This is a genomic window from Frankia sp. RB5 (genome assembly GCF_059816245.1).
In genome coordinates, this window is record NZ_JCBATA010000005.1 from 161,882 (window position 1) to 182,021 (window position 20,140).

20 protein-coding genes and 2 pseudogenes are annotated in these 20,140 nt (G+C 69.9%); 15 read left to right on the top strand and 7 right to left on the bottom strand.

Going from position 1 to position 20,140, the window contains the following annotated elements; all coding sequences use genetic code 11:
* The first annotated feature begins 130 nt into the window (after positions 1 to 130).
* The 3 genes and pseudogenes from AC6EXY_RS04290 to AC6EXY_RS04300 all read left to right on the top strand — a co-directional run bounded on the left by AC6EXY_RS04290 (position 131) and on the right by AC6EXY_RS04300 (position 1,147).
* A complete protein-coding gene (locus AC6EXY_RS04290; RefSeq protein ID WP_101831428.1) occupies positions 131 to 769 on the top strand; it encodes an NADPH-dependent F420 reductase in 639 nt (212 codons plus the stop codon).
* Between the two features lie 141 nt (positions 770 to 910).
* A pseudogene (locus AC6EXY_RS04295) lies at positions 911 to 979 on the top strand (hypothetical protein); the annotation flags it as partial.
* Positions 980 to 1,009: 30 nt separating this feature from the next.
* Positions 1,010 to 1,147: a hypothetical protein gene (locus AC6EXY_RS04300; RefSeq protein ID WP_499816598.1), complete on the top strand. Its 138-nt coding sequence runs from the start codon at positions 1,010 to 1,012 to the stop codon at positions 1,145 to 1,147.
* 478 nt (positions 1,148 to 1,625) lie between these two features.
* On the opposite strand, the gene AC6EXY_RS04305 is transcribed toward AC6EXY_RS04300, so the two are convergent.
* On the bottom strand, positions 1,626 to 2,240 hold the full coding sequence (locus tag AC6EXY_RS04305; protein ID WP_101831427.1) for a molybdopterin-dependent oxidoreductase: 615 nt from the start codon (positions 2,238 to 2,240) through the stop codon (positions 1,626 to 1,628).
* Positions 2,241 to 2,946: 706 nt separating this feature from the next.
* Here AC6EXY_RS04305 and AC6EXY_RS04310 point away from each other — a divergent pair.
* The 5 genes from AC6EXY_RS04310 (at position 2,947) to AC6EXY_RS04330 (ending at position 7,882) form a co-directional block, all read left to right on the top strand.
* A complete protein-coding gene (locus AC6EXY_RS04310; protein WP_207770180.1) occupies positions 2,947 to 3,255 on the top strand; it encodes a hypothetical protein in 309 nt (102 codons plus the stop codon).
* Between the two features lie 2 nt (positions 3,256 to 3,257).
* A complete protein-coding gene (locus AC6EXY_RS04315; RefSeq protein WP_165818243.1) occupies positions 3,258 to 4,274 on the top strand; it encodes an LLM class flavin-dependent oxidoreductase in 1,017 nt (338 codons plus the stop codon).
* Entirely contained in the window at positions 4,271 to 5,476 is a 1,206-nt protein-coding gene (locus AC6EXY_RS04320) for a FecCD family ABC transporter permease (RefSeq protein ID WP_243407240.1), read from the top strand. The genes AC6EXY_RS04315 and AC6EXY_RS04320 overlap by 4 nt, the downstream gene beginning before the upstream one ends.
* Positions 5,467 to 6,381: an ABC transporter ATP-binding protein gene (locus AC6EXY_RS04325; protein WP_243407239.1), complete on the top strand. Its 915-nt coding sequence runs from the start codon at positions 5,467 to 5,469 to the stop codon at positions 6,379 to 6,381. The genes AC6EXY_RS04320 and AC6EXY_RS04325 overlap by 10 nt, the downstream gene beginning before the upstream one ends.
* Positions 6,382 to 6,793: 412 nt before the next feature.
* Complete coding sequence (locus AC6EXY_RS04330; protein WP_499816596.1) at positions 6,794 to 7,882, top strand: hypothetical protein; 1,089 nt, start codon at positions 6,794 to 6,796, stop codon at positions 7,880 to 7,882.
* Between the two features lie 43 nt (positions 7,883 to 7,925).
* On the opposite strand, the gene AC6EXY_RS04335 is transcribed toward AC6EXY_RS04330, so the two are convergent.
* The gene (locus AC6EXY_RS04335) at positions 7,926 to 8,204 is read right to left on the bottom strand and encodes a hypothetical protein (RefSeq protein ID WP_165818242.1); all 279 of its coding nucleotides are present in this window, start codon (positions 8,202 to 8,204) and stop codon (positions 7,926 to 7,928) included.
* Between AC6EXY_RS04335 and AC6EXY_RS04340 the strand changes: the two genes are divergently transcribed.
* From AC6EXY_RS04340 to AC6EXY_RS04365, 6 genes are all read left to right on the top strand, one after another.
* Entirely contained in the window at positions 8,184 to 9,260 is a 1,077-nt protein-coding gene (locus AC6EXY_RS04340; protein WP_101830522.1) for a M29 family metallopeptidase, read from the top strand. The genes AC6EXY_RS04335 and AC6EXY_RS04340 overlap by 21 nt on opposite strands.
* Positions 9,261 to 9,365: 105 nt before the next feature.
* Positions 9,366 to 10,160, top strand: a complete 795-nt coding sequence (locus tag AC6EXY_RS04345; RefSeq protein WP_101830521.1) for an iron-containing redox enzyme family protein — start codon at positions 9,366 to 9,368, stop codon at positions 10,158 to 10,160.
* Between the two features lie 3 nt (positions 10,161 to 10,163).
* The gene (locus AC6EXY_RS04350) at positions 10,164 to 10,991 is read left to right on the top strand and encodes a hypothetical protein (RefSeq protein ID WP_101830520.1); all 828 of its coding nucleotides are present in this window, start codon (positions 10,164 to 10,166) and stop codon (positions 10,989 to 10,991) included.
* 17 nt (positions 10,992 to 11,008) lie between these two features.
* Positions 11,009 to 11,800 (top strand): SDR family NAD(P)-dependent oxidoreductase, encoded by a 792-nt coding sequence (locus AC6EXY_RS04355; protein WP_101830519.1) that lies wholly within the window; start codon positions 11,009 to 11,011, stop codon positions 11,798 to 11,800.
* Positions 11,801 to 11,841: 41 nt separating this feature from the next.
* Positions 11,842 to 12,891, top strand: coding sequence for an aspartate-semialdehyde dehydrogenase (locus AC6EXY_RS04360; protein ID WP_101830518.1), 1,050 nt, complete (start codon positions 11,842 to 11,844; stop codon positions 12,889 to 12,891).
* Positions 12,888 to 14,090 (top strand): amino acid kinase family protein, encoded by a 1,203-nt coding sequence (locus AC6EXY_RS04365; RefSeq protein ID WP_165818241.1) that lies wholly within the window; start codon positions 12,888 to 12,890, stop codon positions 14,088 to 14,090. The genes AC6EXY_RS04360 and AC6EXY_RS04365 overlap by 4 nt, the downstream gene beginning before the upstream one ends.
* Positions 14,091 to 14,142: 52 nt before the next feature.
* Here the strand turns inward: AC6EXY_RS04365 and AC6EXY_RS04370 are convergent, their stop codons facing one another.
* The 3 genes from AC6EXY_RS04370 to AC6EXY_RS04380 form a co-directional block, all read right to left on the bottom strand.
* A complete protein-coding gene (locus tag AC6EXY_RS04370) occupies positions 14,143 to 15,318 on the bottom strand; it encodes a M14 family metallopeptidase (RefSeq protein ID WP_133150571.1) in 1,176 nt (391 codons plus the stop codon).
* 20 nt (positions 15,319 to 15,338) lie between these two features.
* Positions 15,339 to 16,772: an MFS transporter gene (locus AC6EXY_RS04375; RefSeq protein WP_499816595.1), complete on the bottom strand. Its 1,434-nt coding sequence runs from the start codon at positions 16,770 to 16,772 to the stop codon at positions 15,339 to 15,341.
* An 86-nt stretch (positions 16,773 to 16,858) separates the two neighbouring features.
* Positions 16,859 to 17,152: a TauD/TfdA dioxygenase family protein gene (locus tag AC6EXY_RS04380; protein WP_101830514.1), complete on the bottom strand. Its 294-nt coding sequence runs from the start codon at positions 17,150 to 17,152 to the stop codon at positions 16,859 to 16,861.
* A 1,006-nt stretch (positions 17,153 to 18,158) separates the two neighbouring features.
* Here AC6EXY_RS04380 and AC6EXY_RS04385 point away from each other — a divergent pair.
* Complete coding sequence (locus AC6EXY_RS04385) at positions 18,159 to 19,268, top strand: ABC transporter substrate-binding protein (RefSeq protein WP_101830513.1); 1,110 nt, start codon at positions 18,159 to 18,161, stop codon at positions 19,266 to 19,268.
* 423 nt (positions 19,269 to 19,691) lie between these two features.
* Here the strand turns inward: AC6EXY_RS04385 and AC6EXY_RS04390 are convergent, their stop codons facing one another.
* Together AC6EXY_RS04390 and AC6EXY_RS04395 are read right to left on the bottom strand one after the other, a co-directional pair.
* Positions 19,692 to 19,832, bottom strand: coding sequence for a hypothetical protein (locus AC6EXY_RS04390; protein WP_499816594.1), 141 nt, complete (start codon positions 19,830 to 19,832; stop codon positions 19,692 to 19,694).
* A gap of 60 nt (positions 19,833 to 19,892) precedes the next feature.
* Positions 19,893 to 20,140 (bottom strand): annotated as a pseudogene (locus AC6EXY_RS04395) (DUF4037 domain-containing protein); the annotation flags it as partial.

Here is a 20,140-nt window from a genome sequence, read left to right on the forward strand (position 1 = left end):
TCGTCGGCCTGCACAGCCAGAGCCACATCTCCATCGCATCCGGCGCGTGACGCCATCCGGCGGGGTCGTCCCGCGCCGGGCACGCCCGGATCCCGGCTGCTCCCACGCCCCCGCTCAACAGGAGTGACCCATGAAGTTTGGAATGATCGGCGCGGGAACGGTCTCGCGCGCCATCGCCGGCCACGTGGTCAAGGCCGGTCACGACGTGGTCTTCAGCAACAGTCGCGGTCCGGGCACCCTCGACGCCGTCGTCGACGCCTTCGGTCCCCGCGCGTCGGCCGGCACCGTCGCCGAGGCGGGAGCCGCGGACTTCGTCGTGCTCGCCGTGCGCTGGACACGGGTGCGCGACGCGGTAGGCAACCTGCCCACCCGCGACGGCCGGATCGTTATCGACGCCACGAACCAGTGGGCCAGCCTGACCCCCACCTTCGTCGCCGACCACCTCGAGATCGGAGGCAGCGAACTGGTCGCCTCACTGATCCCCGGCGCCCACGTCATCAAGGCCTTCGACAACATGTACGGCCCCTACATCGCCGCCGACCCCGTCACCGACGCGGGCCGCCGGATCCTCTTCTACGCCGGCGACGACGGGACCTCGAAGGATCTCTTCCGCTCCGTTGTCGAGGACTTCGGATTCGCGCCCGTCGACCTCGGCCCGCTTGAGATGGGACGCCTGATGCAGGTGGACGGCGGACCGCTGAGCGGACTGCACGCCGTCCGAGAAGACCGCGCCCTGCAGATGGTTGACGCATCATCTAACCAGCCGTAAGTTGGTTGAGTAATCAACTTTCCACCACCATCGCGAGGAGCGGCAGATGTCCGACACCGCCCAGCCCATTTCCGATCTCATCGGCGAGTACGTCATCGACCCGGCCCGCACTCGCATCGGCTTCGTGGCTCGCCACGCCATATAGGGACGAAGGTCCGCGGCTCGTTCACCGAGTTCGCGGGCACGGTCCGCCTCGATGAGGAGATCCCGGCGAACTCGAGCGCGCAGATCGTGATCAAGGTGCGCAGCATCGACACCGGCAACGCCGATGGCCGTCATCCCCGGCTCCCGACAGCCCAACCCGAGCAGATCACTCCGCTCTACTGGGAGCTACACACCACCGACCGTGACGAGGCCGAGCGCGTGAACGGCCTCTGACACCACACCAGCCACACGTGGCTCGCCGGTGCCTGATCGCGCCGCAGCCCACGGGCCGAGGCGCGATCCGACGCGACGGTTCCCGCCTCGATGACGACTCGCACCGCGATGCGTCCTGGCCGTGCTACGCGAGACCATCCGCAGGCGGCTCGTTGGCGGTGCCTACAGTTCCGCCGGCTCTGCCCGGCTACTGGGCGGGGCGTCGGCAGTGCCGGCGGTCAGGTGTCGGCGTCGCTTCCCGTGTCGCCTTCGTGGTTGACCTTCTCATACGCCTCGCCGAGGGCGTAGACCTCGGGGAACATCAGCTCGTCCACCTGGCTGATCAGTGCGAGAGACGAAGCCGCGCACCTGTTGCGCCTGGTCGGTCACTCCCAGAGACGGAGACAGCGGTCGAACGTCCGCGGTAGTGGCAGTGGAGGGACCCGTGTACCGGCACCCAGGAGCTGCCGGTACACGAGTCCCTGGGGGATGGGACTGGTCAGGCTCCCACGCGGACGAGAGTGATTGAGGTGAGCCCGGAGACGTACCGGCCGCCCTTGGTGTCATCGGGCACAGTCAACCGTGGGCCCTCGGTAGCCAGGGAGCGGCCGTCCTCACTGGAGGCGAGCAGCGCCTGGGTGCCGCCGAAGCCGTCGACGAGCTCGGGCCAGGACAGGACCGCCTCGTAGCCGTCGCTGGCGTGCACGAGGACCGCGTAGCGGAGCAGGTCGTTCTTGACGTCGGCACGGAAGGCCGGGCCGGCAGCGGTCAGGATGTCGATGAGCTTGGCCCCGGTGTAGGTGTGCGTCTGGGGCCCGGTGCCGCTCTGGAAGGTCACATGCTGGGTGTACTGCGGGTACCGGGCCAGGTCGGCGACGGTGAGGCGGGCAGGGTGGGCGACCTTGCCCTTCACGAAGAAGATGCCCTGGGCTGGGATCGGGGGGTGGTGCCCCGCGGGCGGGCGGGCGGCGGTCTGGGTGCTCGGCGTGGTCCCGGCGGCCTCGGCGGCCGTCCCCGGCAGGAGCGCGACCGCGCCCGCGATCAGGAGCGCGGGGACGGCGAACAGGACGGTGAACCGCCGGGTGAAGACCCGGCGGAGGGGATGCGACGACATCTGCACGTTTCTCTCTGGTCGGGGGAAACAGGGGCGGGTGGAGCGGGCTCGCGGGGGTGGGGGGTGCCTACGGGGCCGGGCAAGAGCCCCGGCACCGATGCTCCGAAGCGTTTGCTGCCCGCAGCGTAGTAAGTATCCGCAGATGAGGAGCATCCGTCTCGGTCTCCCCCGCAGTTGCGGCAACGACAGAGCCTGCCCCACCCTGCGAGGCAGCCCGGTCCTGACATACAGGTCATCTAGGTCTAAATGGTGTAATAACGGACGACCCTGGGTTTCGGTGAACGTCGACCTCGACTGGTTTTACAAGCCGAGTACCTCGGGAACACCGGGCCGTTACCGGCGCGACCCGGCAGCGCCAGAAACCGCAGATCAGGGGACGGCTGGCGCTGACAATCCGCAGATGCGGAAGTTATGCTCTTCTTGTTCCGCTCCTAAGGAGAAGCGACGGCGCCGGCTCCCCGCCCCAGCCGTGGCGGCGCCCTACCCCGCGCGCGGACGCACCACCGGTAGCCAATTGATCACTTTCTGATTGTCAGGTCATGCCCATGGTCGGGGGGAACACGTGAGACCACGGTCCATCCGCATTCCGCGGCACTCGCTCGAAGCTTGCGGCGGAAGCCCTGAGCGTGACCGGCCGCAAGCCCTCCGCCCGGGTCCCCTCCGGATGGGCGGCGGCCGGGTGTGCGTCCGCCGGGCAACGGTCGGATTGTGGCGCCCGCGGTCACCGTCACGATGGCCGCGCTCGTCGCCGGATGCGGCGACTCCGAAGACTCCGCCGATTCCACCGGCCGTCAAGGGCAACCGGCTTCGCTTCAACCCACAGGGCCTCTGCCCGTGGGACCGGTTCGGCCCCGAGGAGGCGCTGCAGATCCAGTGGGCGCCCCAGGCGCTGCACCCCGACCTGTTCACCGACCTCGACATGTGCGCCGAGACCCGCGACTTCTACCAGAAGTTCTTCCACTACGAACCAACCGAGGCCGATCGCGACCTGATCCTGCAGGTCGAGGACAAATGATCGTGACTACCGACATGCGATTCGGTCTTCCCGGTGGCCGCGGCGACCTCGAGACGGGCGGTCCGACCTCAGTCACGGAGCTGAGCCGGACCGCCGAGGCCCTCGGCTTCGACAGTCTCTGGTTCACCGACGGCCATCTCACCTCGGTCGGCTCCCGCACACTGCGGGCACAGCCGGCACCGATCCCACTCGCGGCGGCGGCCGCAGCCGTCACCAGCCGGATCAGGCTCGGGTTCACGGCGCTGCACGTGGCGCAGTACGACCCGATCCGGCTCGCCGCGGATCTCGCCACCCTCGACCGCCTCTCCGGCGGCCGGGTGATCCTGGGCGTGGGCTGGCCCGTCGCCGACTACGCCCGGGTCACCCGGTGCCCGGGCGGCGACGCCGACCTGCCCGAGGCGCTCGACACCGTGCTCAGGTACTGGCGGGGGTGCTCCGTCGTCGCCGACGGGGCGCAGTACCGCGTCGGGCCGACGCCCGTGCAGCACCCGCATCCGCCCGTCGAGATCGCGGCCCACACCGACGAGTCGATCGTCTGGGCGGCGGGCAGACGCTACGGGCTCCTGCTCGCCGCCACCGGGACGACCCAGGCGATGGCCGAGCAGGCCGCACTGTACGTCTCCCGAGGCGGCCGCACCGCGGACCTGCGGGTCGAGCGGTTCTGCCTGGTCGCACGAACCGACGGGGAGGCGGACCAGATCGCCCGGCCGATCGTGGAACGGCTCACCGGACGGCTGGCGTCCCTCGGTGGCGACGAACACGGCCATCGGACAGCCGGTCCCCCCGAACTCGACCCAGTCCGGTTCCTCCGCGAGACGGCGATCGTCGGCGGCCCGGAGACCGTGGCCCGGCGGCTGACCGCGCTACGGGACGAGCTGGGCGTCGAGCAGGTCAACATCCGCCCCTCGTTCAGCGGCACTGTCCCACTGCGGGTGCAGCAGAACTCCGTCCGACTGTTCGCCAGTAAGGTGCTACCGATCATCAGGGGCCTTCCGACCAGGCAGGCGGCGCACCAGTGAGCGCGCCACCGACCATCCCATCGCCGCCCGCGGTCCCACCGCCGGCGGTCCCACCAGCAGCGGACGAGACGACGGCGGACGAGACGAGGGCGGACGAGACGACGGCCGAGTCACAGTCGGCGGACGCACGCCAGAAAGCGGTGCCGGCGAGGCCGGTCGAAGCTGCCGAGCCGGTCAGAGCGCAGATGCGGCTGTGGCCGGCGGACAGCGGGCGCACCATCCTGCTCGGCGTCGTGCTGCTGGTCCTCGTGGTGATCTCCTTCGGCCTTGGCCGATACTCGCTGAGCCCGGTGACGGTCGTGCGGATCCTCGCCCACGAGGTCGCCGGCATCGGTGCCGGTGTCCAGGGCCAGGACCGGGCGGTGGTCATGAACATCCGCCTGCCACGCATCCTCGCCGCGCTGCTGGTGGGGGCGGCGCTCTCCTCATCGGGAGCGGCCTACCAGACGATGTTCCGCAATCCGCTGGTCTCCCCGGAGGTGCTCGGGGTGGCCGCGGGAGCGGGCTTCGGCGCGTCGGTGTCGATCCTGATCGGCCTCCCGACCGCGGCGCTGCAGACGATGTCGTTCGGCTGCGGGCTGCTCGCGGCGGTGCTGGCCGTGACGATCGCGCGGGTGGTGGGGCGCGGTTCACTGATCATCCTGGTGCTCGGCGGAGTGATCATCGGAGCGATGTTCAACGCGCTGATCTCGAGCGCGCAGTACCTCGCCAACCCGGAGACCACGCTGCCGGAGATCACCTTCTGGCTGTTCGGGAACCTGGGCCGGGCCAGCATGCACAGCCTGATCCTGCCCAGCATGATCATCGGGGTATGTCTCATCGTGCTCTACGCGGTGCGCTGGCCGCTGACAGTCCTCGCCACCGGCGATGATGAGGCCCGCTCCCTGGGGGTGAACCGGACGAGGATCTGGGCAGTGACGATCACCGCGTCCACGCTCATGACGGCGACCGCCGTCAGCATCGCGGGCATCATCGGCTGGGTCGGTCTCGTCGTCCCCCACCTGGCACGGTTCGCCGTCGGGCCGTCGTTCAACCGCATGCTTCCGATGACGACGATGCTCGGCGCCGCCTACCTGCTCGTCGTCGACGACGTCGCGCGCACCGCCACCACGCTCGACCTGCCGCTGGGCATCCTGACCGCACTCATCGGCGCGCCGTTCTTCGTCGCGCTCCTCGCCAAGGCTGGCCGCCAGTGGCTCTGACCTCCGAAACGACGCCCGAAGCGGCCGCGGGGACACCCCCTGAGGCGGCGCGCGGAGCGAGGGCGAAGGCGGGCGGGCCCGCCATTCCGCGCGTTCAGCTCGACGATCTTACCTTCACCTACCCCCGCGGCGGCCACCGGCTGACCGGGGTGACGCTGACCGTCGAGGAATCCGAGGTCTGCTGCCTGCTCGGGCCGAACGGGGCGGGCAAAACCACCCTGCTGAAGTGCCTGCTGGGCCTGCTCCGGCCACGGCGAGGCACCGTCCAGATCAGTGGACATGACGTCGTCGCCCTCTCGGCCCGCGAGCTCGCGAGGCTGGTCGCCTACGTACCGCAGAGCGCGTCAACACCGTTCCCGTTCACCGCGCTCGACATCGCGGTCATGGGCCGCACGCCGCATCTCGGCGCGCTGGCCTCGCCCAGCCCGGCTGACCGGCGCGGCGCGCTCGAACAGCTCGACCGGCTCGGGGTGGCACGACTCGCCGACCGCTCGTTCGCCCAGCTCTCCGGGGGTGAGCGCCAGCTCGTCCTGCTGGCGCGCGCCCTCGTCCAGCAGGCACCCGTGCTCATTCTCGACGAGCCAACCGCCGCCCTGGACTACGGCAACGAAGTGCGCATCCTCCAGGTCGTCACGGAGCTCGCCCAGGACGACCATTCGGTGATCATGACGTCCCATCAGCCGTCACACGCCCTGACCTACTCTGACCGGGCGGTGCTGATGAAGGACGGGCAGGTCGTGGCGAACGGACATCCGGACGAGGTGGTGACGGGCGAAAGCCTCAGCAGTCTCTACGGCGTTCCGGTGCACGTGACCGGGGTCGATCTGCCTACCCTCGATGGCAGCCGCGAGGTTCGCACCTGCGTACCGATTCCCGCCCGGCTCGCCCCGGGTCAGAACGGCTGAGGCGACGACGATTCCCATGACCTCGACAGGCTGTGTGCGTTCGGCGTGCCTGGCACGGCGTAGGCACGGCAAACAACTCGACCCACGAAGCGCGAATTTTCTTACCTCTCAGCCCTTCCCTATCCCGGCCGGGCACGATAATATTCGTTCACAGCAGATCCGTTCGGTCAGCGGATCGGGGTAGCCGGAGAAAGATATCCCCGGCCACCCCTGAGAGCAACTGCGGCTCCCTGGTTCCTGACGCACACCGCACGACGACGGTGCCGTTGATGCGTCAACCAGATACGCAGAACCGTGGCACGAACATTTATCTCACACGGTCGAAGGCGACCGAGGAGATGCATCCTCAATGCGAGCAGCGGCCCGCCGGGAGACGGGCGCCGCCAGCCACCCTCGCCTCGGAGGAAATTCCATGCCAGAACTCGTCGTTGACCCCACGAGAATTCGCCAGTTCGGCGATCCCTCCGGCACCGAATTCTGCCTGGTGACGAACACGTCGCTGCTGGAGTCGGTGCGAGTAGTAAACACCGACGGTTATCTCGGCCATCGGGTCATCGTTTTCACCGGCGGGAACACCGATTTCGAACGTATAATGCGAGAGGACGTCCCGGAGCAGGCCCACGTGCTGGTCATGTCGCCCGACTGCTTCTTCGAGTCGCCGCCGCAGGACGTTCTCGGCCCACGCCGGAAGCTGCTCGGCATGGCGTGCAACTCCACTCCCACCGACCACGCCACACTGGAACATTTCCTGCGCTGTGTGGAGACGACTGACCCGGACGCGCAGGAGGCTTTCTCCGACCGCTTCTTCGAGCTGGCCGAACGCGGCGACCTGCTCGAGTATCGGGACGAGCGGTTCGGCACCGTTGCGCGCCTGCGGCTGTGGGAGCGCGAGCTGGTGTGGAACCAGCAGGCCGGGCGGGTTGACTGGGGCGAGCAGCAGATAGTCCCCGGCGGGGAGATCAGCGTTCTGCCGATTGACATCAGGGAGTTCGGAGAACACCTGCGGCTCCCGCTCGACGGCGAGATCGTCATCGGCGGTTTCCCGATTCTGCATTCCGGCACCCCGTCATTCGCGCGCCGCGACCAGAAGCGCATTCACAGCGAACTCTGGCCCTTGCGCAACCACCCGGTAACAGCTACTGTCGAAGACGGCGAGATAACACACCTCGCCGCCACCGACCTGGGCGGCCAGAGGGTCATCGAGATGCTCGAAGCCCTTTTTCTGGTCGACTCCCGCTACCGGCTCGTGTGGGAGATCGGCCACGCCGTAAACACCACCCACGAACTGCTCGCCGGGAACCACGCGATGAACGAGGTGTTCGGCGCCGAGAACGGATGCCTGCACTGGGGAATCGGGCTCACTCCGTTCACCCAGTACCACCTCGACATCATCGCCCCCGGCACCGTCGTCACGAACGGCAACGGCGAAGTACTCCTCGGCACCCCGGACCGCGAGGTCACGGTGGTGCCGTCCCAGACTCCGGTCGGCCTGGCCAGCTGATCGGCGCGACGAGCGCACTGTCCGGCTCGTCGACAGCCCGACCCTACGGGATGAGAAAAAGGAGGTGACCAGCATGGAGCAGCAGAAGAAGATCCAGGTCAAGAAGAACGACCGCTACCTGGGCACCCTCCTCGGCTGATGCCGTCGACTGGGGTGGGTCGGCTTTGACCGGGCCGACCCACCCCAGATCGAGTTCCACCACCGCACGCCTTCTCTCGGCACATTTCTTTCCGATGTGCATCGCGACGCTTTTCTCCACGAATTCACCCGCGCAATTCTTCCCGAGCCCGGGGGTGGCCCTGTGACCCTGTTCGTCGTGCATCCGGACCGGCACCGCGAGTTCGGGAACCCCAGCGAGACATTCCTGCTGCTGACCCAGGCCGACCGGGTCGAGAATTTCGTGCTCGCCCCGAGCACCCGGTATCGGCACTGCGGAATCGGCGCGATCGACACCGACGAGTCCCTCGAGGCGGTGCTGCTCTCCGGCCGCTGCCCGGCCGACGCCGACATCTTCGTGGTCTGCCCGGACCGTTTCGTCACCTCCCCGGAGCCCGCCGCGATCGGCCCGACCCGGCGAGTCGTGGTCATGCCCTGCGGATCGACGCCCGTCACCGATGCCCAGGTCGCCTACTTCCTGACCGCAGTGGAGCACACCGACCCCGTCGCCCTCGAGGCGCGGGCGGACCGGCTGTTCGCCGCGCTCAGCGAGACCCCGTTCGTCTGGCTGACCGCGGCGCGTGAGTCGACATCCGCGACCTTCACCGTCTCCGGCGACTACGAATGGAACCAGCAGGCCGGCCCGCTCGCGCCCGGCGAGCAGCAGATCGCGCCGTCGGGTGAGGCAAGCGCCGCGCCGACCGGGCTGTACCTCTTCGACACCTCACGGCGGCTCGGCCTGAACGGGTCGGTCACGCTGTACGGCGCGCCGATCGTGCACCGCGGCGACGACCTGGTATGCCTTGCGGAGCAGGCCAGACTGTTCGAGGACCTCGACGTCCTGCGCGAGAGTCCGGTGATCCTCGACCTGGCCGACGGCATGGTGACGGACGTCCGCCCGGCCGAGCCGGCGGCGAAACGCGCGGTCGCGGCCCTGACCGACCTCTACGCCGTGGACGACGCCTACCGGATCGTGTGGGAGTTCGGCATCGGCCTCAACCCGGTGCTGCACCAGCAGCCCGGCAACTGCGGCCTGAACGAGATGTACGGCGCGAGCAACGGCGTGGTGCACCTGGGCTTCGGCCTGACCCCCACGACCCGGTACGCGCTCACGTTCACCTGCGCCGACACCGTCATGACGGACGAGGACGGGAGCACCGTCGCCGGGCCGGTTCCGGCCCGGCGGCTGCGGCGGCGGCGCACCCCCGACTGCGGCTGCTGACCCCCGCCCGGTAAAACCGCGCCCCGTGAATCTCCCGCTCCGAACCACACCGTGCCCCGCGCCACCGCGCCCGCGCCGGACCGAACCCCCCGAGAGGAGACCTCGATGGACGACAACCCGCGCGACTGGTTCGGCGAGCCGCGAGCCGCGGCTCGCGCCCGGCCGGCGACCACCACATCGGATTTGCGCAGCCAGGTCGACGAGCTGCTCGACGCCAAGATCGAGAAGTTCTACGCCGAAGTGCCGTACGCGGACCACCAGAGGTCCGGGTCGGACATCAACCTCGAGTACTACAAGCGCCACAACATCGAGACGATCCTGCGGCTACGCCGCAAGCGGACCGTCGACGCGCTCGCGATCGGCTACTTCACGAAGCGGGACCCGGTGCGGGGCGCCAAGTGGGCGCACTACGTCGAGGACGAGATGCTGCACGACGAGTGGTTCGCCGGCGACCTGGCCAAGGTGGGCGTCACCAAGGAGGAGATCTACTCCACCGAGCCGTTCCAGTCCACCAAGCTGCTCACCGGCTACCTGCAGTACGGCATGGAGTTCGAGGGAACACCGCTGGCCCTGCTGAGCAGCGTCTACTTCGTCGAGTACGTGACGACGAAGACCCAGCCGTCCTGGGTGCGGAACCTGGAGGAGTCGCTGGGCCGGGAGAAGCTCGCCGGAGCCCGCCGCCACGTCGGCACGGACATCGAGGACGAGCACGCCACGTTCGTATGGGAGGTCCTGGCCTCCCTGGTGAACACCCCCGAGGACGAGAGGCGGGTGATCGAGCACGTGACCGTCGTCGCCAGCCTGTGGGTGGCCTACTTCATCGAGCTCTACCGGCACGTGGTGGCCCAGCCAGCGGACGCGCTCGAGGCGGGCCGCACCCTGGCCGCCGGGGTCGTCTGAGCAGTGTCCGCCACCAGTGTCCCGACCGACCCGGCCCCGACCGGCTCCGTCCCGGCTCCGATCGGTGCGGACGACGGCCTGCTGCGTTTCTCCGCCGGCCGCAACCCGCTCGGCCCGGCGGCGGACGCCTGGCTCAAGGCCGGTCTGGCGAGGGCGCTGCCCGACCTCCGGATGGACGCGCTGTTCGCAGCCCGCCCCGACCTGTTCCGCTCCGCCGAGCACCTCGTCGTCTGCCTCGACACCGGTGACGGCGACGCTACCGGCAGCGGTGACGGCAGCGGACGTCCGGTCGGGGTACTCGGAGCGAGTTGGGCGTCGACAGCCGACGGGGAGCGGTTCCTGCACATCGGCGTCCAGTTCGTCGCCCGGGACCTGCGGGGCGGCGCCGCGTTCAGCGCGAGCTGGCTGGCCCTGCTCGACGACGTCGTGAGCAGGGCGGAGTTCCCACGGATCAGCGTGCTGCGCACCTACAACCCTGTCGCCTACTGCGCGATGCGCGCCTACGGGCGGCTGCCTGGAGCGGTGCTCTACCCCGATCCGCAGCGGGAGCGGCGCGACGCCCGGATCGGCGACCTCGCGTCGCGGGTGGCGCGGGCGCTCGCGCCGGGCGCGCGGTTCGACCGCCGGTCAGGACGACTCGCCGGCATCGGCGTGCCCGCAGACCTGTACCGAACCCGACCCACCAGCGACGACGACCTGGTCAACGCCCACTTCGCGCGGCACACCCGGCCCGGCGACCGGATCCTCTGCATGGTCCACGTCCGGTCCGAACAGACCATCCAGGCGATCCTCGACGGCTTCAGCCGCAGACACCGGGACGCCACACAGTAGAGCAGAACGGAGCGGGAATGTTGGGACTCGAGGGCAGGACCGCGGCGGTCGTCGGTGCGGCGTCGGGCATTGGCCGGGCGATCGCGATCGCCTTCGCCGAGAACGGCGCGTTCGTCGCCTGCGCCGACCTGGACCGTGCGGGCGTCGCGGAGACCGCGAGCATGATCGAGGCCGTCGGCGGCCGGGCCGAGGCGAGCGTGGTCGACGTGCGCAGGTCCGCGGACGTCGACACCATGCTGGACAAGGTCGCCGCAGAGCACGGCCGGCTCGATGTGGCGGTCGGCACCCCGGGGATCAACATCAGGAAGCCGCTGGTCGAGTACACCGACGCCGAGTTCGAGGCCGTCACCGACGTGAACCTGCGCGGCGGCTTCCACGTCCTGCGCGGGGCCGGCCGGATCATGTCCGCGCAGGGTCACGGCAGCATCATCGTGATCTCCTCGATCAGCAGCCGGGTGGTCGAGCCCGGACAGGTGATCTACGCCGGAACGAAGGCCGCGCTGGCCCAGATGGTGCGCGTCCTCGCCGCCGAGCTGGGGCCGTGCGGGGTACGCGTCAACGCGATCGCGCCCGGTCCGGTCGAGACGGCGCTGACCGAGCCCATCCGGGCCAGCAAGGCGTGGGCGGGCGCGTACGCGGAGAAGGTGGCGCTAGGACGCTGGGCGCGGCCGGCGGAGATCGCGGGGCCGGCGGTGTTCCTGGCCTCGGACGCCGCCACCTACGTCACCGGTGAGGTGCTGTTCGCCGACGGCGGCTGGGTCGACCTCGACGCCCAGTTCGCCGACGAGGCCGCGGTCGGCACGGACTGACCGACAGAACGGACACAGCGGCGCGAGAGAGGACGAGCACAGTGGACATCGCCGTCATCGGCGCGACGGGCGTCGTCGGCAAGCAGTGCCTGGAGCTGCTCGACTCCGGTGCTCTGGCGGGCCTTGGGCGGGTCGTCCCGGTGGCATCGGCCGGCTCCGCCGGACGGGACCTCGCCGCCGAGTACGGGCTGTCGCTGAAGGTCGACGAGGTCGTCGCGCTGGACGACTTCGACCCGTCCGGGCTCGACCTGGCGATCTTCAGCGCCGGGGCGCCGATCAGCCGGGAGCTCGGCCCGGTCGTCGCCGCGGCCGGCGCGCTGGTCGTCGACAACAGCTCGGCGTTCCGGATGGACGACGACATCCCCCTGGTGGTCCCGCAGGTGAACCCGCAGACGATGGCCACCCGGCCCGCCCGCGGGATCGCGTCCGTTCCGAACTGCTCGACGATCCAGCTCGTCCGCGCGCTGCACCCGCTGCGGGCGCTCGGCGAGCTGGAGCGGCTGATCGTGGCGACCTATCAGGCGGCGTCCGGCGGCGGCCTGCGTGGCCTCGACGAGCTTGCGGCGACGTCACGGGCGATCCTGGACCGGGCGCAGTCCACCGGGCCGTCCGCCGGCGCGTCGGGCCGGTTCGGGCAGCCGCTGGCGTTCAGCCTGGTGCCCGAGATCGGTCTGCGCGACGACGACGGGATCTCGCACGAGGAGCACAAGCTGCGCCGCGAGCCGCGCAAGATCCTCGGCCTGCCGGGGCTTCGGGTCGCCGCTACGGCGGTGCGCGTCCCCGTGGTGAACGGACATGCGGAGGCAGTGCACGTCACCTTCGACAGACCGGTCGACGCCCGGGACGCGCTCGACGTCCTGCGCGCGGCTCCCGGGCTGCGGATCTACGGCGCGGACGACGGCTATCCGATGCCGCGGCAAGTGTGCGCGTCCCCGGAGAGCAGCGCGCTAGTCCACGTGGGGCGGGTCCGCGCCGACCCGGACGACCCGTGCTCGCTGCTGCTGTGGGTGGTCGCCGACAACCTGGTCGTCGGCGCCGCGCTGACGGCGCTGGAGATCGCGCGGCTGGCGGCCGAGTCGTCATGGGCATGAGCGGGGAACCGGAGCCGCTCGTCCTCAAGTTCGGCGGCGCGTCGTTCGCATCGCCCGGCGCGCACCGGGTGATCGCGCGGCACGTCGCCAGCCGGCGCGGTGGGCGGTCATCAGCACGCGTGGTCGTGGTGGTCAGCGCGGTGGCCGGCGAGACCGACCGGCTCTCGGCGCAGATGCGTGCGGTCAGCCCCGATCCCGACCGGGAGCTGCTCGCAGCCGCGCTGATGAGCGGCGAGACCGTCAACGTGACGCTCATGACCGCGGCGCTGCGCGACGCCGGTCTCGCGGCGCACGCCCTGACCGCCGCCGACACCGGGTTCGTCGGGATGGGCGAACCACACCACGCCGACCTGGTCGAGATCAACGCGACGGCGCTGAGGAAGGCGGCTGAGCCTGGTGGAGTTGTCGTCGTGCCCGGCGGTCAGGCCGTCGGGCCGCACGGACGTCCGGTGATGCTCGGACGGAACAGCTCCGACCTCTCCGCGATCGCCGCCGCGGCCGCGCTGGGCGCGCCCGGCTGCGAGATCTTCTCCGACTCCCCCGGCATCTGCACCGCCGACCCGCAGCTGATCCCCGACGCCCGGACCCTGGCCCGGATCGACTACGACACGATGATGGCCATGTCCCGGCACGGCGCGAAGGTGCTGCACCACTCGGCCGTCGTCTGGGCAGCGCGGCACGGCGTCGAGATCCGATGCCGCTCGCTGCTGCCCGACGGACGCCGGCACTCCGTCGTCGGCGCGGCGGACGGGGCTGCCGGGGCCCGGAGAGTCGGTGCGGTGGTCGTTCACCGCACAGGCGCGGTCTGGACGGGCGAGGTCGGTCGGGTGCGCGCGCTGCGGGTGGACCCGACCCGGCTGGGCCCGGACGTGGTGATGGTCGACGGCACAGTCGCCGGAGGCGTCGTCGAGGGCGCGGTTGTCGGAGGCCTCGCCGCGGGCACGGGTGCCGCGGGCACGGGTGCCGCGGGCATAGTCAGCGCGGGCACAACCGTCGAGGGGTCGGGATCCGGGGTGGGCGTCGCCCACCTCGTCCTCGCGGATGCCCTGCGCGACCTCGCCTCGGACGGCCTGCGCCGCACCGACCTGCGGCTCGTGACGACCATGTTCCCCGATGGACGGCTCGACCTGCGCCTGGTGCCGCCGTCCGAGGTGACCGCGGTCGCCCGCGCACAGCACCGCCTCGTCATCGGCGACTGACGCCGGGGGACCGCGCCGGATCACAGCGCCCGGACCGCTGGCGCCGGGCCCGTCAGCTCAGTGGCGCGGGCGGCGGGGCGCCGGTGAGGCCGGCCACCGCCCGGCCGATCATCCTCAGGCCCCGGTCGAGGACCTCGGCGCGCCACCGCTCATCGTCCGGGGCGAACGCGTCGCGGACGAGCGCCCTGATGCCCGCGGCCCGATCCTCGTCCACCGAGGTGCCCCGCTGCCAGAGCCAGTTGTCGGCCTGCAGGGCACGCAGGACCGTCAGCGCGTCCTGCGTGCCGAACTCAAGGGTGATGGCTGTCAGCTCGACACCGGGAAGCTCCTCCACCAGCGCCTGGGCCGAGTTGCCGCCGATGGGCGTCGAGCTGGACGTCCCCTCGTCGGAATCGGTCAGCGCCGGCCCGTACCAGGCCCTGGCCCGGGCGGGCGCCGCCGCGTCGGCACCACCGCGGAAGATCGGTTCGGCCGCGCCCCGCTCCCCCAGCCCGGTATGCAGGTCGATGTAGGCGATCTGGTCGTAGCCGGCAAGATGCTCCCGGATGATCGACCGCCAGGTCACGTTCGACCAGCACGGCGCCGTCCCGCCGTAGAACAGGCCGTCGGGGTGGTCGTACTGGCCCGCGGTGATGGCGAGCTGGGTCGCGCGCTCCCCCTCTTCGGCGACGTGCAGCAGGATCTTCTCGTCCGCGGCGGCGTGCGCGGAGCCGCCCCAGTCCGCGGGCAGCAGCAGTGGATGCAGCGCGGCGTAACCCTCGTTGACCGGGACGCGACCGTGGTCGACGAAGTTCCGGTTGATGTCGACATTGTGCTCGTTTACCCGGCGCCGGTGCGAGAAGCCGAACGGGTTCAGCGCGTGTACCAGCACGACTGACAGTCCCGGGACGGACGCCGGTTCGAACTCCGTCAGGAAGCGGAGCTGGCAGGCAGAGCCGGCGAACCCCTCCGCTCCGTGCGTCCCGCTGACCAGCACCAGCGCCGCGCCGCGGTCGCCGGAACCGCTGCCGGCGGCGGCACCGTCAAGGCAGGCGACGTCGGTGAACAGCTCCTCGCCTTCGGCACCGCGGGCCGTGTCGTTGCGGAACGACCGCAGGCGCGCGCCCCGGTCGGACGCGGCCGCGAGGAACCGCCCGCGGCCCTGGTCGTAGCTGGCGGAGAAGTACATCGGACCCTCCAGATCGGTGATGAACGCGGCTCGCGGGCCGCTTCTGGATGCCCTGGCCACGGCCGCACCCGGGGCGGACGTCAGTCGGTGTGCCTGCGCGAAGATGGTGGCGCGAGCCCGGACGGCGCCGCCTGCGCGCGTGCCGGCTCGAACACGGACCGGCTCGACCGTGGGCTCCTGGCGGAGCTCGCGGACGGGCCCGGTGGCGGGTCCGCTGGCGGGCGCTCGAACGGACGTCCGCGGATCTGGCCGAGCGCGGTGACGACAGCGGTAATGGCGAGAAGCACCGCGAAGAGGCCGCGATAGCCGCCCGAGCTCACGATCACGCCCGCGACCAGCGGGAAGAGCAGGATGGAGACCTCGAACAGCAGCCCCGCCATCGGCAGCATCCGCGCCCGCTCGGCGGGCCCCGCGAGGTTGACGGCGCGGGCCTGAAAGGCCGGGAGCCCGAGGCCGTACGTGCAGCCCAACGCGAGCGAGGCCGCACAGTAGAGCACCGGACTCGATCCGACGAACACGAACGCGGTGACCGCGACCATCATGCCGATGGTCGTCACCGCGACGACACGATCGGACGCGCTGTCGCGCAGGAAACGCGACAGGCCCAGGCGAACCGCGATGACCGCGATCGTGTACGTCACGTAGAACAGGTCGAAATCGAGACCACGGCTGTCTGCGAAGGTGGTCTGGAAGCTGTTCATCGACGTGAAGATGCAGGCGCACAGCAGGACCATCGCCAGCGGCACGACGCTCGGCGAGCGCAGGAGGCGCCGGGTCCGGGTGCCCGCGACGACCGGCTCGGCCCCGGCTGGCTCCCGTTCCTCGCTCACCCGCAGGACGGGCCCGGGCACAGGAGGGGCATTGTCGGCGCGGCCGGCCCCATCGGCGTGGTCGGCCCCATCGGCGTGGTCGGTTCCCTCGGCGTGGTCGGCTCTGTCGGCCCCGCGCGCACGGGGGGCGGCGCTTGCCAGGCGTCGCAGGCACGCTGCCAGCGGGATCACCAACAGGGCAGCGGCCAGCGCGAGACCGGCTCCGGCGACGAAGACCTCCTGGTAGGACAGCCCAGCCCGGCGCAGAGCGTTGCCGAGCACCGGCCCGACCCCGAAGCCGACCTGGATCGTCCCCGTCGCGTACCCGATGAGAGTGGCCCGGTCGGCGTCCGTCGCCAGATCCGAGGCGATCATCGGCGCCGCCGTGTAGGTCACCGACCAGGCGGTTCCCAGGACGATGCTGGCCACGACGAGCAAGCCGCCCACCGAGTCGGTGCTCGCGGCCAACACCGCGGCGGCGGCGTACAGCACGCAGGCGCCGGCCAGCAGCCGGTGCGGCGCGACCCGGCGCGGGTACCGGAGCAACAGCAGCAGGGCCACCGCGGCCGACGGAGCGGCCACCGCGCACAGCACCCCGTAGGTCGCCTCGCTGCCGCCCAGCTCCTTCACATACGGCCCGACCAGGAGGAGCACCCCGTAGGCGGAGGACGCCAGCAGTACACACCCGATCAGCAACCAGAGCACGGCCTGCTCGGCGGAGGAGCGACGCCGCCCGCCGCGCCCGCTGTCCGCGATCGTAATGGCGTCAGCCCTTCGTTCGGTGGCAGTCCTCAGACAAGTTCTTCGATGAACGTCGACGGACGGGCAATCAGCACCCGTTCCAGCTCGCGCGGAAAAGCACCGTAGTCACGGACCCCGTAGTGCAGCAGGACGCGGTTGTCCCACAGGGCGACATCGCCGACCGACCAGCTCAGCCTGACCTGGCACTCCGGTCTCGTGGCCTCGGTGAGCAGGGTTCGGACGAGGTCAGCGCTTCTTGCTCGGTCCCAGCCGACGACGACGGGGTCGAGCATGAAACAGATGTACAGGTGACGTTCACCGGTCCGTGGATGCTCCTGTACCAGGGAACGTGAGACGCCGCATCGACCGCCCTGCCGGGGGCGGCGGGAGGCGGCGGCGGGTCGTCATGATGCGGCTCCGCCGGCGGAGGTGAATGTGCGCACACGTCGTCCTTCGCGGTGAGGGGCGCGCGACGCGACCCACAGCGGCCGCGCGCACGATCAGCGATGTTTTAGGTACTCAGAGCTCGACGGGCGACACTGCACCCTGATCCGCAGACGAGGAACCTTCTCCAACATTGATCCTCATCTGCGGCACCCTGTCAAGCAAAGATCCGATTTGGCGGCATCACAGCCGCTGGAAGATCCGATACCGAGACACGATCCGGACACTCGCCGCCGTGGTCCCACAGCGGCACTCCACCCTCGCGTGTCCTACCGCACTGCCCGCCGTGGGAGTCCGCGCGGAGGGCGGAGCCTTCACGATCTCCCAGACGGGATGACGGTCGGGGCGACGCCGGGAGGCACGCCCGCCAGGGCAACGACCGACGTCGCCAGGGCCACCACCCATCACGACCGAGGTGAGTCCGCAAATTCGTTGCCGGATCCAACACATCGGCGCAGATGCGGTCTATATTGCCAGCATAGACCGCATACGCGGACTTGTTGAGATCTTGGTGCAGCGTCGCACGCCCTCAGCCGACCACCGAGCCGGGATCAGGACTGTGCGCACAGGTACCTACCCAACGCGTGACCCTCCACAGCGGACGGCGTGCACGCACATCCGCCGCCCACCGACGGCTCCGTCTCACGTTGCCGGGCGCGAACCCGACACCATGCGGAACGCGCCCGCGGGCGACGATCGCCTGTGATTCCCCGCCGGCCCCCGTCGACCTGACCTTGGCCAGGTCAGGTCACGAACGGCCGATGGGCCAGCTCGCCGTCAGCGGCGATCGCGCCTCTCCGCGGCTCGAGGTCGGTCAGAGCTGACCGACCGTCGCCAGCATGCGGGCAACTCCCTCACCTGACCGAAGATCCTGTCAAAGCACTCGTTCGAGGACTGCATTCACACATGGCAGATATCCGCTTCCTGTATCGCCGCCTCACCGCTGTCCTGGTGGCAGCACTGCTGGCTCTCCTGGCCCTGACCGCCTGTGGTGACGACTCCACCAGCACCCCGAGCGGTTCAGCCCACCAGACGGCCGAGGCCGAGGCGACGACGCGCACCGTCGTCGACATGTCCGGTAACAGCGTCAAGGTGCCGTCGCACCCGATGCGGATCGTCACCAACTATCCGGCGGTGACGCAGATCATCTTCCTGCTCGGTGCGATCGAGCGACAGGTTGGCGTGACTGAGACCAACCTGACGACGTTGCCGTTGTTCAAGAAGATCTACCCGCCGCTCGCGTCGAAGACCGCCGTCTTCGGCACGGACACGACCACGGTGAACAACGAGGTCCTGCTGGGGCAGAAGCCGGACCTGGTGTTGCTCTCTGCCGGCAACAACACGCTCCGAAAGAAGATCACCGCCCTGGGGATTCCGGCTCTCGATGTCGCCAGCTTCCCGAACTCCGACAAGCTCAAGGACGGCGTCTCCTTCATCGCTGATGTGCTCGGCGGGGATGCGCCGGGGCGGGCGAAGAAGTTCACCGAGTTCTACGACAGTGCGCTCGGCCGCGCCGCCGAGGGTACGAAGGACCTTCCCGACGCGGAGCGTCCGAAGATCTACTACACGGCGGACAACCCGTTGAGCACCGACGGCAGCAAGACGATCGCCGAGGTCTGGGCGCGGCAGGGCGGTGGCGTGGCCGTCACAGAGAACAGTGGGGTTCAGGGCACCGCCAAATCCGTGACGCTCGAGACCGTGGTCGCCTGGAACCCGGACTACATCATCTGCCGCGACCACTCGACCTGCGAGGAAATCCTCAAGGACGACCGGTGGTCGACCGTCGCCGCGGTGCGGAACAACCACGTGATCACCAACCCGCGCGGAGTGTTCGTCTGGGCCGCACGCAGCGCCGAGTCCGCGCTGCAGCCGCTGTGGTTGGCCAAGACCCTGCACCCCGACCGCTTCGCCGACGTGAACATCGAGAAAGAGATCAAGACCTTCTACACCACGTTCTACAACTACAACCTCACCGACGCCGAGGTAGACGGGATCCTCAGCCCGACGCAGCCCTGACAGAACACGCTGCCCGGCGGCGCGGTCCGGGCGATGGGCGAGCCTCGCCCGTCGCCCGGACCGGCAGCGCTTGCAGGCAAGCTTTGTGGTGGAAGCGGTCCGCGATCTGGACCGCTTCGCCGGTGCGCCCGCGGAGGCGCCATCGGCGTAGGCACCCCGACCGGTCCGGCGGGTAGGTGCAATCTATTTACGCAGGTCAGAGGCTATTTACTCTCTGTGGTGGACTATGTGCACCAGCATCCGAACCGTTCGATCTTGGCTGCTGGCCCTGACATCGCTATCCGGCAGGTCGCTACCCGGGCCCTGACCAGGGATGATGTCCAGTGACCGCGCCGACAGCCACATCATCTAAGCGAATCGAACAAGTGTCCCGAATTTCGGCGGTCCGGGCATTTCTGGGCCGCCAGGCGACCGCGATCGTGGTCAGTGCGGCTGGTCGAGTTGGCTGGCGACGAGCGGGAACTCCGCCTTGAGGAGCGTTGCCAGTTGCTCCTGAAGTTCACGCAGCGCGGTCGTGGCGATGCGCCACGCGACTGACCAGTCGACGTCGAAGTGCGTGTGCACGGACGCCCGCCGACATCCGACTGCCGCGCGAACCACTCCGCGGACAGCGTGCCCCGAGATTCACCCCCGGAGTCCCAGCGTGGGGCCGTAGTCGCGGCGACGGCTCGGTCGGGTGAGGATCTCGACGCTGTCGGTGGCCTGGTCGATCGCGCCGGGGAGATGACCGAGCGGCCCGTCGGGACGGTGCCCGAGTCGGGTGAGGAGGGCTCGCGGATGTGGATCGCTGATCGCGTCGGTCAGTGCGCGGGTGAGGCGCTGCGCGTCGAGTACCTGGATGTCTCGAGTATGAAAGCGGCGCGGCGCGGGGT

Coding starts and splice junctions, on each gene's coding strand:
- AC6EXY_RS04385 (WP_101830513.1), top strand. CDS start 18,159: ATGGCAGATATCCGCTTCCTGTATCGCCGCCTCACCGCTGTCCTGGTG.
- AC6EXY_RS04290 (WP_101831428.1), top strand. CDS start 131: ATGAAGTTTGGAATGATCGGCGCGGGAACGGTCTCGCGCGCCATCGCC.
- AC6EXY_RS04305 (WP_101831427.1), bottom strand. CDS start 2,240: ATGTCGTCGCATCCCCTCCGCCGGGTCTTCACCCGGCGGTTCACCGTC.
- AC6EXY_RS04365 (WP_165818241.1), top strand. CDS start 12,888: ATGAGCGGGGAACCGGAGCCGCTCGTCCTCAAGTTCGGCGGCGCGTCG.
- AC6EXY_RS04330 (WP_499816596.1), top strand. CDS start 6,794: ATGCCAGAACTCGTCGTTGACCCCACGAGAATTCGCCAGTTCGGCGAT.
- AC6EXY_RS04345 (WP_101830521.1), top strand. CDS start 9,366: ATGGACGACAACCCGCGCGACTGGTTCGGCGAGCCGCGAGCCGCGGCT.
- AC6EXY_RS04335 (WP_165818242.1), bottom strand. CDS start 8,204: ATGCACGACGAACAGGGTCACAGGGCCACCCCCGGGCTCGGGAAGAAT.
- AC6EXY_RS04355 (WP_101830519.1), top strand. CDS start 11,009: ATGTTGGGACTCGAGGGCAGGACCGCGGCGGTCGTCGGTGCGGCGTCG.